Annotated in this window: 14 protein-coding genes and 1 pseudogene; 9 read left to right on the top strand and 6 right to left on the bottom strand. The window is 73.5% G+C overall.

Annotated features, from left to right (window positions below; all coding sequences use genetic code 11):
* Window positions 1-22 precede the first annotated feature (22 nt).
* The 4 genes from secD to ACZ7D7_RS08755 all read right to left on the bottom strand — a co-directional run bounded on the left by secD (window position 23) and on the right by ACZ7D7_RS08755 (window position 4,581).
* The gene (gene secD, locus ACZ7D7_RS08740) at window positions 23-2,305 is read right to left on the bottom strand and encodes a protein translocase subunit SecD (RefSeq protein WP_470823254.1); all 2,283 of its coding nucleotides are present in this window, start codon (window positions 2,303-2,305) and stop codon (window positions 23-25) included.
* Between the two features lie 82 nt (window positions 2,306-2,387).
* The gene (locus tag ACZ7D7_RS08745; protein ID WP_470823255.1) at window positions 2,388-2,906 is read right to left on the bottom strand and encodes a hypothetical protein; all 519 of its coding nucleotides are present in this window, start codon (window positions 2,904-2,906) and stop codon (window positions 2,388-2,390) included.
* Window positions 2,907-2,938: 32 nt separating this feature from the next.
* The gene (locus ACZ7D7_RS08750) at window positions 2,939-3,607 is read right to left on the bottom strand and encodes a response regulator (RefSeq protein ID WP_470823256.1); all 669 of its coding nucleotides are present in this window, start codon (window positions 3,605-3,607) and stop codon (window positions 2,939-2,941) included.
* Window positions 3,604-4,581 (bottom strand): HAMP domain-containing sensor histidine kinase, encoded by a 978-nt coding sequence (locus ACZ7D7_RS08755; RefSeq protein ID WP_470823257.1) that lies wholly within the window; start codon window positions 4,579-4,581, stop codon window positions 3,604-3,606. Before ACZ7D7_RS08755 ends, ACZ7D7_RS08750 begins: the two co-directional genes overlap by 4 nt.
* A 244-nt stretch (window positions 4,582-4,825) precedes the next feature.
* Between ACZ7D7_RS08755 and ACZ7D7_RS08760 the strand changes: the two genes are divergently transcribed.
* The 4 genes and pseudogenes from ACZ7D7_RS08760 to ACZ7D7_RS08775 all read left to right on the top strand — a co-directional run bounded on the left by ACZ7D7_RS08760 (window position 4,826) and on the right by ACZ7D7_RS08775 (window position 7,654).
* Window positions 4,826-5,155, top strand: a complete 330-nt coding sequence (locus ACZ7D7_RS08760) for a TraR/DksA C4-type zinc finger protein (protein WP_470823258.1) — start codon at window positions 4,826-4,828, stop codon at window positions 5,153-5,155.
* Between the two features lie 65 nt (window positions 5,156-5,220).
* Window positions 5,221-5,658: a TraR/DksA family transcriptional regulator gene (locus ACZ7D7_RS08765; protein ID WP_470823259.1), complete on the top strand. Its 438-nt coding sequence runs from the start codon at window positions 5,221-5,223 to the stop codon at window positions 5,656-5,658.
* Window positions 5,655-6,461, top strand: a pseudogene (locus tag ACZ7D7_RS08770) (rod shape-determining protein); the annotation flags it as partial. The gene ACZ7D7_RS08765 and the pseudogene ACZ7D7_RS08770, both read left to right, overlap by 4 nt.
* Before the next feature lie 596 nt (window positions 6,462-7,057).
* Window positions 7,058-7,654 carry an Rv1733c family protein gene (locus ACZ7D7_RS08775; protein WP_470823260.1) on the top strand — a complete coding sequence of 199 codons (597 nt, stop codon included), beginning with the start codon at window positions 7,058-7,060 and terminating at the stop codon, window positions 7,652-7,654.
* A 212-nt stretch (window positions 7,655-7,866) separates the two neighbouring features.
* On the opposite strand, the gene ACZ7D7_RS08780 is transcribed toward ACZ7D7_RS08775, so the two are convergent.
* Complete coding sequence (locus ACZ7D7_RS08780) at window positions 7,867-8,715, bottom strand: SGNH/GDSL hydrolase family protein (RefSeq protein WP_470823261.1); 849 nt, start codon at window positions 8,713-8,715, stop codon at window positions 7,867-7,869.
* 323 nt (window positions 8,716-9,038) lie between these two features.
* Between ACZ7D7_RS08780 and ACZ7D7_RS08785 the strand changes: the two genes are divergently transcribed.
* From ACZ7D7_RS08785 to ACZ7D7_RS08805, 5 genes are all read left to right on the top strand, one after another.
* The gene (locus tag ACZ7D7_RS08785; protein WP_470823262.1) at window positions 9,039-9,593 is read left to right on the top strand and encodes a TetR/AcrR family transcriptional regulator; all 555 of its coding nucleotides are present in this window, start codon (window positions 9,039-9,041) and stop codon (window positions 9,591-9,593) included.
* A 124-nt stretch (window positions 9,594-9,717) separates the two neighbouring features.
* On the top strand, window positions 9,718-10,743 hold the full coding sequence (locus ACZ7D7_RS08790; protein ID WP_470823263.1) for a LacI family DNA-binding transcriptional regulator: 1,026 nt from the start codon (window positions 9,718-9,720) through the stop codon (window positions 10,741-10,743).
* 229 nt (window positions 10,744-10,972) lie between these two features.
* Window positions 10,973-12,103: a glycoside hydrolase family 12 protein gene (locus ACZ7D7_RS08795; RefSeq protein ID WP_470823264.1), complete on the top strand. Its 1,131-nt coding sequence runs from the start codon at window positions 10,973-10,975 to the stop codon at window positions 12,101-12,103.
* Window positions 12,104-12,284: 181 nt separating this feature from the next.
* Window positions 12,285-12,497: a hypothetical protein gene (locus ACZ7D7_RS08800; RefSeq protein WP_470823265.1), complete on the top strand. Its 213-nt coding sequence runs from the start codon at window positions 12,285-12,287 to the stop codon at window positions 12,495-12,497.
* A gap of 253 nt (window positions 12,498-12,750) precedes the next feature.
* Window positions 12,751-13,830, top strand: a complete 1,080-nt coding sequence (locus tag ACZ7D7_RS08805) for a lytic polysaccharide monooxygenase auxiliary activity family 9 protein (RefSeq protein ID WP_470823266.1) — start codon at window positions 12,751-12,753, stop codon at window positions 13,828-13,830.
* A gap of 65 nt (window positions 13,831-13,895) precedes the next feature.
* Here ACZ7D7_RS08805 and ACZ7D7_RS08810 read toward each other — a convergent pair whose 3' ends face one another.
* Entirely contained in the window at window positions 13,896-14,309 is a 414-nt protein-coding gene (locus tag ACZ7D7_RS08810) for a VOC family protein (RefSeq protein ID WP_470823267.1), read from the bottom strand.
* Window positions 14,310-14,362 lie beyond the last annotated feature (53 nt).

Here is a 14,362-nt window from a genome sequence, read left to right on the forward strand (position 1 = left end):
GCGCACGGCGCCAGGCGTCGGTTCAGCGGTCCTGCGACGGTTCCGGCGTCTTCACCGGCCGGCGGCGGCGCGCCGGTTCCTCGTCCCGGTGGAGTTCGATCGCCACGGGGACCGCCGTGAAGACCGACGAGTACGTGCCGACGGCGACGCCGATCAGCAGGGCGAGTGCGAAGTCGGTCAGGGAGTCCCGGCCGAGGACGGCCAGGGTGGCGAGGATCATGAACGCTCCCAGGCCGGTGTTGACCGTGCGGGGCAGCGTCTGGAGGATCGCCCGGTTGGTGACGTCCGCGAGCCGTTCACCGCGGTCGCGGCGCACGAGTTCCCGGACGCGGTCGAAGACGACCACCGAGTCGTTGACCGAGTAGCCGATGACGGTGAGCAGCGCCGCGAGGAACACCCCGTCGACGGGCTTGCCGAGCCAGGCGAACACACCGACCAGGATCAGCACGTCGTGGGCCAGCGCGGCGACCGCGGCGGCACCGAACCGCCACCGGAACCGCACCGCCAGATACAGGAGTTGAGCCGTCAGCGCCACGGCGAGGGCGATCAGCGCGTTGCGGCGCAGCTCCTCGCCCAGACTCGGGCCGATGAGCTCGTCGCGGACCTTGTCCGTGGCACCGCCGAGCGAGCCGACGGCCCGCGTGACCTCGCCCGCCTCGCTGTTGGTCAGCTCCGCCGTGCGCACCGTGAGACCGCTGTCGCCCGACGACTGCACGACCGCCCGCGGGAACCCCGCGTCGGCCAGTACCGCACGGGCCCGTTCGGGGTCGACGGGCCGGGCCGTGGAGTACTCGATGAGGCGCCCGCCGGTGAACTCGATGCCGAAGTCCAGGCCGCGCATCGCGATGCCCGACGCCGCGACGACGAGCACCACGGCGGAGGCGGCCAGCCAGCGGCGCGGCCGGCGCATCAACCGGGGCGCGCGACGCGTGAGCCGGTCACGGACCGCGCCGCCGGTCGCGATGCCGGTGAGCCGCGGGCGGCGCCGCAGCCACGCGCGCGACACGGCGAACTCGGTGAGCACCCGCGTGATCACCAGGGCGCTCACCATCGACGCGAGGACACCGATGCCGAGCGTCACGCCGAAGCCCTTCACGGGCCCCGAGCCGAGGAAGAACAGCAGGACCGCCGCGATCAGCGTGGTCACGTTGGAGTCGGCGATCGCGCTGAACGCCTTGGTGAACCCGGCGGTGAGAGCGGACCGCGCACTGGAGCGCCTGCGGCCGGTGTACTCCTCCCTGGCGCGTTCGAAGACGAGCACGTTGGCGTCCACGGCCATGCCGATCGCCAGCACGAACCCGGCGAGGCCCGGCAGGGTCAGCGTGGCGCCGAGGGCGGCCAGCGCGGCGTACGAGATGAGGCCGTAGCAGGCCAGGGCCACCACCGCCAGGGCGCCCGTCGCCCGGTACACGGCGATGACGAACAGCCCGGTCAGGGCGGTGCCGATGACGGCGGCCCACGCGGCGGCGGTGATGGCGCGTTCACCGAGGGCGGGGCCCACGGTGTGCTGCTCGATGGTCTCCACGGGCACGGGCAGCGCCCCGCCGTTGATGAGCAGGGCCAGTTCGCGGGCCTCGGTGTCGGTGAAGGAGCCGGTGATCTGCGTCGAGCCGCCCGGGATGCCCGTGCGGCAGGCGACCGACGGATCGACCTGCGGCGAGGAGATGATCCGGTCGTCCAGCACGATCGCGACGCGGCGCTCCGGGGAGCCGGCCGGATGGCAGGCTGCCTCGCCCGTCAGCCGGCCCCACTCGCCGCGGCCCGCCCTGTCGAAGTCGACGGTGACGTGCCAGCCGGCGCCGGTCTGCTGGTCGAACCGGGCGTCGGCGCCCTTGACGCCCTGCCCGGTCAGCGTGGCCGCCTTCAGCCGCAGGAACCCGCCGGACTCGTCGGGCAGGACCCGTTCCCGGGGCCGCTTCGGCAGGGGCTCGGACGTGTCGTCGGCGGCGTCGGCCGCGCCGAGCACCTGGTGGAAGGTGAGCTGCGCGGTGCGGCCGAGGACGTCGGCCGCCTTCTCGGGGTCCTGCACCCCGGGCAGTTCGACGATGATGCGGTTGCTGCCGGAGCGGACCAGGGTGGGCTCGGCGACGCCGAGCGCGTCGATGCGGCCGCGCAGCACCTCCAGGGTCTGGTCGGTGGCCGCGCTGTCGGCCTCCGTGGTCGGGGTGGAGCGGGTTTCCAGCACGATCTGGGTGCCGCCGCGCAGATCGAGTCCTAGACGGACCGGCACGGCGACGGCGATGAACAGGGACAGGGCGAGCACGGTGAGGGCGAACAACGCCCTCACCCGGGCGGAACGGATCAACGGAAGGCCTCCGGCGGGCACACCGCGGCGGCGCGCGGCCGACGGGCCGGTCCGCGGCGCGGTGGACGGACAGGACGGGATGTCAGATGCCGGTGGCCACCGGTGGCGCCCGGCCCCGGTCCTGCGTCCGGTGATGCGGGTACGGCCGCACGAGCCCGTCCGCCGGCCCGCGCGGCGCGGGCGCGGGCGGGGCGACGACCGGGGCGCGGGGCGTGGTGCCGACGAGCTGGCCGTGCGGCGCCGTCCGTTCCCCGTGCGGTTCCTGGCGGGTGCCCGCCTGGGTGGTGCAGACGGCGGAACACCGGTCGCCGGCATGCGGGTCGGGAACGGCACCGTCGGCGGAACCCGCCCCCCGGCCCGCCCCCGTGCCGGCCCAGCCGTACGCGCCCTTGCCCGGCCCCGGCCCGGTCCCGCCCGCCGCCGCGGCCGGGTGCGCGCCCGCGGTGAGCGCCGGACCGGTGGCAGGGACGGAGCGGACGTCGCCGCCCGTGAACACGGCGAGCAGCGTGGCCAGTACGGCCGCCACCGCGGCGAGGGCCACGGCGGGCCAGCCGCCCCTCCGGCCACCGGGGGAGCGGCGCGAGGACGCCCCGTACCGCATGCGCCCGCCCCCTTCCCCGTCGTCGGCCGGCCTCAGGGCTCGACCAGGCCCGCGCGGATCGCGTACCGCGTGAGCTCCAGGCGGTCGCGCAGACCGAGCTTGTGCAGCAGGTTCGTACGGTGCCGCTGCACGGTCTTGACGCTGATGAACAGTAACCCGGCGATCTCCTTCGAGGAGTGGCCCTCCGCCACCAGTTTGAGGACCTCCTCCTCGCGGGGCGTGAGCACGCGGTCGGGCGCCTCCTCGCCGTGCCGGACGCGGTCGAGGTAGTTGCGGATCAGGGCGGTGACCGCGCCCGGGTAGAGGAACGGCTCGTCACGCATCGCCGCGCGGCAGGCGGCGACCAGGTCGCGGTCCGCGACGGACTTCAGCACGTAGCCGCACGCCCCGGCCTTCAGGGCCTGGAAGAAGTACTGCTCGTTGTCGTGCATCGTCAGCATCAGGACCCGCAGTCCGGGCTTCAGGGCGACGAGTTCACGCGCCGCCTGGAGCCCGGTCAGCCGCGGCATCGCGATGTCCAGGACGGCCAGGTCCAGCTCGTGGGCGCGGGCCATGTCGAGTGCCTCGGCGCCGTCCCCGGCCTCGGCGACCACTTCGAGGTCCGGCTCCTGATGCAGGATGAGCCGCACTCCGCGCCGTACGAGGGCGTGGTCGTCGGCGAGGAGGATGCGGATGGCGTCCGCGCCGCCGGGCACCGTCACCGGCCCCCATCCGCGCCGGACGCCGCGAGCTCCGCGACGGGCGCCGCGAGCCGCACGCGCGTGCCCGAACCGCCGGGCCCCGGCGAGATGTCCAGGCTCGCGCCGATGAGCAGCGCCCGCTCGCGCATGCCGCGGATCCCGGCGCCCTCGCACGCGGCGCTGACCCCGCGGCCGTCGTCGGTGACGGCCAGCACCAGCGTCGGCCCACTGCGCCGCAGCGACACCTCGACCTTCCGCGCGTCCGCGTGCCGGGCCGCGTTGGTGAGGCTCTCCTGCGTGACGCGGTACAGCACCAGCTCCGTCTCGGATGCCAGCGCGGGCAGGTCGGGCGAGAAGCGGCGCAGCACCTGAAGGCCGGTGTGGGCGGCGAAGTCGTGGGTGAGCGAGGTCAGGGCGCTGACCAGGCCGAGGTCGTCCAGGACGCCCGGCCGCAGCCGGCGCACCAGCCGGCGCACCTCGTCCAGGCTGTCCCGGGTGATCTCCTGCACCTGGTGCAGATCGTCGCGCAGCGGCGCGTCCGCCTGGTCGGCGGCCCGCTTCAGGGCCAGCAGGATCGCGGTCATGCTCTGCCCGACCTCGTCGTGCAGCTCCTGCGCGATACGGCGGCGCTCGGCCTCCTGCGCGAGCAGGGCCCGCGCGCTGCTGGTGGCGCGCTCGTGCTCCAGCCGCTCCAGCATGGCGTTGAACGTGCGGATCAGCTCGGTGACCTCACCACCGCCGTGCACCGGCAGCCGCTGTCCGGGGCGCAGCAGGTCGACCGTGGTCATCAGCCGCGTCAGCCGGTCCAGCGGGGCCAGACCCCAGCGCAGCAGCGCGCCGTTGGCGACGAGCATGACGCCGAGCCCGCCCACCAGGATCACGGCCTCGGTCAGCAGGACCGGCACGGAGACGGTCACCGGAGCCCACAGCAGCAGCGCCGTGGCCGTACCCAGCACCACGGCGTTGAGCCCGAAGATCCGCCAGAACAGCGACACCGCGACTGAGTCCCCTTCCCGGACAGCGGCTCGTCCCGACCGAGCCCGCCGACAGCCTGCCCGCCCGCGCGCGCCGGGTCGATGGGGCCTGACCCCCATTTCGGGCCGGGCCGCATGCCCATGCGCGGCCGGTGTGGAGCCCGCGACCGCGCGGAAATGGGGTCTGCGCCCGATGGGCGTCCGGCGCCCCGGCGACCAGGGTGGAGACACCGTCCGCACCCTCACCCCGAGAGAGGTTCCCGCCATGTCGCTCGACGGCGTCGCCCCCACCGAACCGCAGCTCCAGCGCCCCACCGCGCACGAGGCCCGCCAGCGCCTCGAACACGCCCGCGCCACCCGCCTCACCCAGCTGCGCGCCCTCGACGCGACCGGGCAGTCGCCGGACGACCAGGTGATGGCCGCGCAGCGCGACGCCATCGAGCGGGTGCTGAAGGAGATCGACGAGGCCTTCGCCCGGGTCGACCAGGGCACCTACGGCACCTGCCAGGGCTGCGCCAAGCCCGTCCCGGCCGAGCGGCTGGAGATCCTGCCGTACACCCGTCACTGCGTCGCCTGCGGGCGCCGCGCCGCCTGACCGGCACACGTCCCGCCGTCGACGCCGTTCCCTACGGGTCGACTCCGTCACGTACAAGGGGTGCAGTGGTGAACCAGCAGTCCGTCGGCGCGTTCGCCGCCGGCCATCTCACGCCCGAGGACCTGTCCGAGCTGCGCGAGAGCCTGCGCGAACAACGCCGTTTCCGCCTGGAGCAGTTGCGCCGGATCGAGTCCGACGCGGGCGCGGGCGCGGATGCGGATGCGGATGCTGCGGAAGGTCCGCGGGGCGAGCCGCACCCGGACGGCACCCCGCCCGTTCCCCACGACCGTGCCGCCCTGGCCCGGCACGAGGTGCGCCGTACGTTGTCCGCCTCTGCGCGCATGGTCCTCGCCGACGTCGGGGCCGCTCTGGCACGCATGGCCGAGGGGCGCTACGGCAGCTGCCTGCTGTGCCGGCGTCCCGTTCCGCGCGAGCGGCTGGTGGTCGTGCCGCAGGCCCGCTACTGCGCCCGCTGCCAGCAGGTCAGGGAGGCCGGCCGATGACCACGGCACACCGTCGCTGCCCCGCGGCCCGGCACCGGCCCTGGCCGCGGTGCCGCCAGTGCTGCGGCGTCGCCCTCGACATGGGCAGCTCCCGCACGCGCGCGTGGATCGCCGGACGCGGACTCGTCCTGGACGTGCCCACGGTGGCGTTCCCGGACGGAGCCACCGTCCATCCCATACGGCGCGGCGCCATCCTCGACACCCCGGCGACGGCCCACATGCTCGACCGGCTGCTCGGCCACCGCCTGCCCCGCCTCACCCGCCCCCTGGTCGTCGTGGCCACACCGGTCCTGGACGGCGTGACCTACCGGACCGAGGCGCGTAAGGCCGTGAAGGTGCTGCGCCCCCGCGGCGTGCTCACCGTGCCCGCCGCGCGGGCGGTCGCGATGGCGGCGGGCGCCGACCTGTCGCACCCCCAACTCGTCGTGGACATCGGGGCACAGCTCACCGAGGTGGTCCTGCTGTCGGACGGCGCCGTCACCGACGCCCGCCGCATCGCCCTCGGCACCGCCGACCTCGACACCGTCGCGCCCGCGCGGATCGGCGAGGCCGTGGCCGTCATGGTGGCCGCGATGCTGCGCCCGGACCGCGCCCCGCTCACCTCCCCCCTCGCCTCCGACGCCCTGCTGCGGGGCGTGCTCCTGGCCGGCGGGGGCGCGCTGCGCTCCGAGCTCGTCCACGACCTGTCCCGCAGGCTCCCCGCCCCCCTACGGCCCGTCCCGGCACCGCACACCGCGGCCGTCCGCGGCGCCGCCCTGCTCCTGGAAGCCGCACACGCCCACCCGTCGACCACCGGCACGGCGCGGCCCGCCACGGGCACAGTGCCGTACGCCACGGGTGCAGTGCCGTACACCACGGGCGCAGTGCCTCACGTCACGGGCACCGTGTTGCCCGTCACCGGCACCGCGCCGCCTCCTGCGGACGCCGTGCCGCCTCCTGCGGACGTCGTGCCGCCTTCTGCGGACGTCGTGCCGCGTCCCGGGGACGCCGTGCCACCTTCTGCGGACGTCGTGCCGCGTCCCGGGGACACCGTGCCACCTTCCGGGGACGTCGTGCCGCCTTCTGCGGACGCCGTGGCGCGCCCCGGGGACGCCGTGCCGCCTTCCGGCGACACGAGCCCGTGCTCCCGCGGGACCGACCGGCCGTCGGACGGCAGCACCTTGCCGTTCGACGGCACCGCCCGACCTGCGCACGGCAGCGCGTCGCCACTCGACGCCGCCATCCCGTCGCTCGACGGCACCGCCCGGCCCGCCTGCGACACTGCCCTCCCGGCTCCCAACGGCATCGCCCGGCCCGCCCAAGTCCCCGCCCCGCCGGCCCACGACGCCACCCCGCCGGTCGACGCTGCCACCCCGCCTCCCGACGGCACCGCGCCGCCGCCCGAGCCCGCCGGCTGACCGTGCACGCGGACGGACTCCCGCGCGTCCCGCTGTGGCGGTGGCGGCGCAACCCGCTGCGCCGCCGCACCGACCGGGTGCAGGGCTGGATCGGCCTCGCCGTACTCCTGCTCGTCCTCGCGGTCGCGCCCACCGCCGGGCACCTCGCGGGCGAGACGGCCCACCGCCACTACACGCGGCTCGCCCAACTCCAGTCACAGACACGGCAGTACGCCACCGCCGTCCTCGTCCACGACGCCCCTCGGCACCCCGAGCCGGGCTCGGACGAGGAGAAGCAGACCCGCTACGAGGTCACGGTCCGCTTCACCGGGCCGGACGGACGCCCGCGCACCGCGAGGACCGAGGTGCGGCCGGGGCTGCCCGCCCACAGCCGCGTGCCGGTCTGGGTCGGCCCGGACGGCACCCTCACCGACCCGCCGCTGACCGCCGAGCAGATAGGCGGTCGCAGCAAGGGCTGGACGGTCATCACCGTCCTGGCCGTCGGCCTCGCCGGCGCGGTCGCCAACGGCGTCGCGGCCCTCGTCCTGCGTCGGCGCAACCTCGCGGCGTGGGAGGCGGCCTGGGCCGAGACCGCGCCGCGCTGGACGAGTCCTTCCTGACGCCCGGCGCGGCGCACCGACGGCCGAGCACCGCCAACCGAGCACCGACGGCCGAGCACCGCCAACCGAGCACCGACGGCCGAGCACCCCCAACCGAGCACCGACAATCCAGTACCGCCAACCGAGCACCGACAACCGAGCACCACCCGAGCCACCGCCGTGCACCCCACCCTCCGCCGAGCGACGGGCCGCGCCGCGCCCAGGCCCGCCGGTCAGCCCAGACCGAGCGTGCTCATCGTCTGGTCGGCCATCCGGGCCTCACCGAGGGCGTTGGGGTGGACCGGCACGATGTTGTGCCCGAACAGCAGCGGCTCGATCCACCGGGTGCCGCTCGGCTTGCACGCGTCGTGACCGTCCGACGTACGGGAGAAGTCCACGTAGGTGGCGCCCGTCTCGCCGGCGGCGCGTTCGACCACGGCGTTGAGGTGCGCCTGGATCGCGCGCAGGTACGGCACGTCCCCGGAGGCGATCGGCATCTTCGCGAAGCAGGACGGGTCGGCGGTGGCGGGCATGATCCACGGGTAACCCAGCACCGCCACACGGGCGTTGGGCGACTTCGCGCGCACCTTCTCCAGGGCGGCCTTCAGCGCCGGATACGTACTGGAGTCGATCTTGTCGTCGAAGGAGCTGCCGTACCGGTCCTTGCAGGGGCTGCCCTGGCCGCCGCTGAGCAGCCCGGCGGTGCCGCAGGCGAGCATGGCGCCGATGAAGGTGTTGTTGTCGTTGCCGCCGATCGTGAGCGTCACGAGGTCGGTGTCCTGGCGCAGCGCCTCGATCTGCGGCGGCACCCCGGGGTACTGCGCCTCGGTGAAGTCCTTGGTCTGCGCGGCACCGCAGGTGACGTCCGTGAGCCGGGCGCCGGTGCGCGAGGCGAGGACCTTGGGGTAGTTCGCCTTCGAACGCAGGCACAGCGGTGAGGACAGGTCGACGGGCAGTACGCCCGAGCCCGCGCTGTAACTGTCGCCGAGGGCGACGTAGTCGAGGGTCGTGGTGGCGTGCGCGGCGGGTCCGGCGACCGCGAGGGCGGCGACGGACGCCGCCGCAGTGATTGTCGCGGTCATGACATTGCGGAGTGCGGGCATCGGCGTCTGCTCTCTCTCGGCACGGCGCACCGCGAGCGGGCACGACGGTGCCCCCGGCGTGCCGGGTACGGAAAACGGGCGGCTCAAGCAGCCGAACGGGCGGCTCCGGCGAACCGCGTGTGCAGGGTTACCGCGCGGTTCTACCGCTAGGTAATGTGCGGCCGCCCCGACCGGGAGTCAACTATGTTGACCAACCTTCTTGAATTCCACACGACCGGAGCCACAGGCGCCCCTGGCCCCACACACGACCCCCGCCCCGCCCTGCGGTCCCAAGGGCCGCCCCGCCTCCTATCCTTGCGGGCATGCCGCAGACCGGAGCCGGTACCACGACGCGCGACGCCATCCACGCGAGCGCGGCCCGCCTCTTCCGGGAACAGGGGTTCGCCCGGACCACCGTCCGCCAGATCGCGGCGGCCGCCGGGGCGGACCCGGCACTCGTGATCCGCCACTTCCGCAGCAAGGAACTGCTGTTCCTGGAGACCATGCACCTGACCATCGACGACGAACCCCTCCTCGACGTGCCACTGGAGCAGTTGGGGGAGAGGCTCGTCGAACTCCTCGTCGACCTCGAGGGATCCGCGCGCGGCATTTTCCTGGCCCTCGTGCGCGGCAGCGGCGAGAGGCAGATCGCCGAGCGCCTGAGGGTCAGTCACGAGACCGCCCTCGTAAGGCCGTTGCGCGCCCGGCTGTCCGGACCCGACGCCGACGTCCGCTCCCGGCTCGCGGGAGCGATGGCCGCCGGACTGCTCTACGCGCTGTGGCTGGCCGGCGACGAGACCCTGCTGCGCGCCGACCGCAAGGAACTCGTGTCCCGGTACGGCCCGTTGCTCCAGGAGGTCCTCACCCCGCGCCCGTGACCGCCGTCCGGCGCCCGCCGGATGCGGACCGGTCCGGGGCCCGCCAGGTAGAGACCAGTCCGAGACCCGTCGATCAGGTCGCGCCCTGCCCTTACTATCGGGTGATCTCGTGGGGGAGGTCGACATGGGCAGCAGGCAGCGCCCGGGCACACCGACGCTGGAGGAGGTGGCCGCTCTCGCCGGAGTCGGCAGGGGGACCGTCTCCCGCGTCATCAACAACGCGACAGGCGTGCGCGATTCGACACGCCGCGCCGTCGAGCGCGCCATCGCGGAACTGGGCTACGTGCCCAATCTCGCGGCGCGCTCCCTGGCCGGGCGGCGCGCCGACGCCGTGGCGCTCGTCATGACGGAGCCGGACTGGCGACAGTTCGGGGAGCCGTTCTTCTCCGCCGTCGTCGGCGCCGTGGGCGACGCGCTGACCGACACCGGCGTGCAACTGCTGCTCACCCTCGTCCGCACGGACATCGAGCGGCAGCGCTTCGTGGAGTACGCGCGCGGCGGCCGGGTCGACGGCGTGCTGCTGATGTCCGTGCACGCCAAGGACCAACTGCCGGACATGCTCGCCGACGCGGGCCTGCCCACCGTCCTGCTGGGGCGGCGCTCGGGCGACGAGAGCGTCACGTACGTCGACGCGGACAACGTCGGCGGCGCCCGCAGCGCGGTCAACCACCTGCTGAGCACCGGGCGCCAGGCCATCGGAACCGTCACCGGGCCGCTCGACATGTACGTCGCCCAGTGCAGACTGCGCGGCTACCGCGAGGCACTGGAGCGCGCCGGTGTCGAGGTCGTGCCGTCCCGGATCGTGGAGGGCGACTTCACGGAGCAGAGCGGGCGCGCGGCGACCGCCGAACTCCTCGCGCGGGCACCGGAGATCGACGCCGTGCTCGCCGCGTCGGACACCATGGCCGCCGGGGCGCTCAGCGCGCTGCGGGCGGCCGGGCGCCGGGTCCCGGAGGACGTCGCGGTGGTCGGCTTCGACGACTTCCGGCTGGCCCAGCACACGGAACCGCAGCTGACGACGGTCCGTCAGCCGGTCGAGGAGATCGGCCGGACCATGGTGCGGCTGCTGCTGGAGGAGATGGAGGACACGGCGGTCGCCTGGCGGCACGTCATCCTCCGCACGGAGCTGGTGCGGCGCGCCTCGGCGTGACCGAATGTTTCGGGAGCGCTCCCAGACGCCGGGAGGCCGTTCTGGATCAACCCCGGTGACCTGCGGCTTCGAAATTGGTTCGACGCGATTGGTGCGCACGGGGTTGTCAGGGACATGGGCGGCTTCTACAGTCCCGTCCGAACCGGGAAATGGGAGCGCTCCCATCAGTGGGGAGATGGGAGCGCTCCCACCCGGTTCGCCACCCGCAACCTCCCGGAGAGGCCTCCGCATGCGACCGTTACGGCGTCAAACCCGCGCCCTGCGCGGACTGTTGGCAACGATCCTCACCGCCCTCGCCTCCGTCGCGGCTCTGGTGACCGCGACGGCACCCGCCCAGGCCGACACCACCATCTGCGAGCAGTTCGGGTCGACCGTCATCCAGGGACGCTACGTCGTCCAGAACAACCGCTGGGGCACCAGCGCGACCCAGTGCGTCACCGCCACCGACACCGGCTTCCGCCTCTCGCAGGCCGACGGCTCCGTGCCCACCAACGGCGCCCCGAAGTCGTACCCGTCGGTCTTCAACGGCTGCCACTACACCAACTGTTCGCCGGGGACCAACCTCCCCGCGCAGATCAGCAGCATCTCCAGCGCGCCCTCCAGCATCTCCTACGGCTACGTCAGCAACGCCGTCTACAACGCCTCGTACGACATCTGGCTGGATCCGACGCCCAAGACCGACGGCGTGAACCGGACCGAGATCATGATCTGGTTCAACAAGGTCGGTTCGATCCAGCCGATCGGCTCCCAGGTCGGCACGGCCACCGTCGGCGGCCGCAGCTGGCAGGTGTGGTCGGGCAGCAACGGCTCCAACGACGTGCTGTCCTTCGTCGCGCCGTCCGCGATCTCCAGCTGGAGCTTCGACGTGATGGACTTCGTCGACGCGACGGTCGCCCGTGGAATGGCCCAGAACAACTGGTACCTGACGAGCGTCCAGGCCGGCTTCGAGCCCTGGCAGAACGGCGCGGGCCTCGCCGTGAACTCCTTCTCCTCCAGCGTCAACACCGGCGGCTCCACCGACCCGGGCACCCCCGGCGGCCCGGCGGCCTGCCAGGTGACGTACGCGACGAACGTCTGGTCGGGCGGCTTCACGGCCGACGTCACCGTCAAGAACAACGGTTCGGCTCCGGTCGACGGCTGGAAGCTCGCCTTCACGCTGCCCTCCGGACAGCGCATCTCCAGCGCCTGGAACGCCACGGTGAGCCCGAGTTCGGGCGCGGTCACGGCGAGCCCGGTCGCCCACAACACGCGCATCGCCGCCGGCGGGAGCACGACCTTCGGCTTCCAGGGCACGTACAGCGGCACCTTCGCGAAGCCGACCGGTTTCAGCCTGAACGGCACCGCCTGCACCAGCGTGTAGCACCCGGGCCGGCCCGCAACGCCCGAGCCGGCCCGCGACACCCGCACCAGCGTGCAACGCCTGCGGTGGGACCGTCACCCCGCCGCTTCCCCAACGCTCCGGGACCCGCTCGCTTCCCCAGCGCCGACAGGGCGGGTCCCGGGGCACGACCGACGTGGACCGCACGGAAAGGCCGTTCCCCATGAGCCGCACGCCGTCCGTCAGCCGCCCGGCCACCGTGGCCGCGCTGTGCGCCGCGACCCTCGCCCTGACCGGGCTGACCGCCGCCGCCCCGTCCGCCGTACGGGTCACCGCTCACCCCTACGAGGACTTGCCGCTGCCGGTGACGGGCCGCGTCGCCGTCCCCCTCACCTCCCTCGACGGCGCGCCCGCGCCGGGCTGCACGGGCACCTGACCCGGACCACCGGCACCTCGACCGCCCCGCGATCCGCCGGTGTTCCGCGTCCGCCCGACCCCCCATGCACCCCTGTCCGTCCGGTGGGAGCCGCCCCGGACGGACGGGGGCACCAGCGCCTTCGTCCCGCGGCCACCGGTCGCGGGACGGAGGGCACCGAGCACCACGGATCCGCCGCACCACAGCACGACGGCACCACGGCAACGCAGCGCAACAGAACCGCGGAAGTGAACCATTCGGGACAGGAGAGCCCATGTCATTACGCACGAGATTGATCTCCCTGGCGGCGGTGCTGGCCACACTGCTCGGCGCGCTCGGTCTGACCCTGCTCGGGCAGGGCAAGGCCGAGGCGCACGGGGTGGCGATGATGCCCGGCTCGCGCACCTACCTGTGCCAGTTGGACGCCATCACAGGCACCGGCGCCCTGGACCCGACCAACCCGGCGTGCCGGGACGCCCTCAACCAGAGCGGCGCCACGGCCCTCTACAACTGGTTCGCCGTCCTCGACTCCAACGCGGGCGGACGCGGCGCCGGTTATGTGCCCGACGGGAAGCTGTGCAGCGCCGGTGACCGGTCGCCGTACAACTTCTCCGCCTACAACATGGCCCGCTCCGACTGGCCGCGGACCCATCTGACGTCCGGCGCGACCATGAAGGTCAAGTACAGCAACTGGGCCGCGCACCCCGGTGACTTCCGGGTCTACGTCTCCAAGCCGGGCTACTCGCCGAGCACCGAGCTCGGCTGGGACGACCTGGAGCTGATCCAGACGGTCACCAACCCGCCCCAGACGGGCTCGCCCGGCACCAACGGCGGCCACTACGCCTGGGACCTGAGGCTGCCCTCGGGCCGGTCCGGGAACGCGGTGATCTTCATCCAGTGGGTGCGCTCGGACAGCCAGGAGAACTTCTTCTCCTGCTCCGACGTCGTCTTCGACGGCGGCAACGGAGAGGTCACCGGCATCCGCAACGGCGGCACCACGCCGAGCCCGGACCCGACGACGCCCACCCCGGACCCGACCCACACCGGGTCCTGCATGGCCGTCTACAAGATCGTGAACTCCTGGGGCGGTGGCTTCCAGGGCTCCGTGGAGGTCATGAACCACGGCACGTCCCCGCTCAACGGCTGGGCGGTGCAGTGGAAGCCCGGCGCCGGCACGAAGATCACCAGTGTCTGGAACGGAACGCTGTCCACAGCGTCGGACGGCACGGTCACGGTCAGAAACGCCGACCACAACCGGACCGTGGCGGCGGACGGCACGACGACGTTCGGCTTCACGGCGTCGTCGACGGGCAACAACCTGCCCGCCGGAACCATCGGCTGTGTGACGCCGTAACCGGTTGAGCGCCACGGGGAGCGCCGCGCGGGCCACGCGCGGCGCTTCCTTCGCGCCGGGGCGCGTCAGCCCTGGGGCTGGGCGATGTTGACCATCCACGGGACGCCGAACCGGTCGGTGCACATGCCGAACACGTCGCCCCACATCTGCTTCTCCAGCGGCACGGCCACCGAGCCGCCCTGGGACAGCTTCTCCCAGTAGCCGCGCAGTTCCGTGTCGTCCTCGCCGCTGAGGCTGACGGAGAAACTGTTGCCCGGGTTGTGGTCCATCCCCGGTGGGACGTCGGAGGCCATCAGCGTGAAGCCCGAGGGTGTCTCCAGCATGCCGTGCATGACCTTGTCGGCGTCCGGCGTGTCGGCCTGGCCGAAGTCGCCGTAGCTGTTGAGGACGAGCGTGCCGCCGAAGACGTCCTTGTAGAACTCCATCGCCTGGCGGGCGTCACCGTCGAAGCTGAGGTACGGGTTGAGGCGCGAGGCCATGGGAACCTCCTGAAATCGGGTGGGAAGCCGTTTTCGAGCACCGTAACGCGGGC

This window comes from Streptomyces sp. NPDC037054 (assembly GCF_055606745.1).

Bases quoted from the DNA above. Each gene is read 5' to 3' on its own strand.
- ACZ7D7_RS08800 (WP_470823265.1), top strand. From the start codon at position 12,285: ATGAGCCGCACGCCGTCCGTCAGCCGCCCGGCCACCGTGGCCGCGCTG.
- ACZ7D7_RS08745 (WP_470823255.1), bottom strand. From the start codon at position 2,906: ATGCGGTACGGGGCGTCCTCGCGCCGCTCCCCCGGTGGCCGGAGGGGC.
- ACZ7D7_RS08790 (WP_470823263.1), top strand. From the start codon at position 9,718: ATGGGCAGCAGGCAGCGCCCGGGCACACCGACGCTGGAGGAGGTGGCC.
- ACZ7D7_RS08810 (WP_470823267.1), bottom strand. From the start codon at position 14,309: ATGGCCTCGCGCCTCAACCCGTACCTCAGCTTCGACGGTGACGCCCGC.
- ACZ7D7_RS08780 (WP_470823261.1), bottom strand. From the start codon at position 8,715: ATGACCGCGACAATCACTGCGGCGGCGTCCGTCGCCGCCCTCGCGGTC.
- ACZ7D7_RS08785 (WP_470823262.1), top strand. From the start codon at position 9,039: ATGCCGCAGACCGGAGCCGGTACCACGACGCGCGACGCCATCCACGCG.
- ACZ7D7_RS08805 (WP_470823266.1), top strand. From the start codon at position 12,751: ATGTCATTACGCACGAGATTGATCTCCCTGGCGGCGGTGCTGGCCACA.
- ACZ7D7_RS08760 (WP_470823258.1), top strand. From the start codon at position 4,826: ATGTCGCTCGACGGCGTCGCCCCCACCGAACCGCAGCTCCAGCGCCCC.
- ACZ7D7_RS08795 (WP_470823264.1), top strand. From the start codon at position 10,973: ATGCGACCGTTACGGCGTCAAACCCGCGCCCTGCGCGGACTGTTGGCA.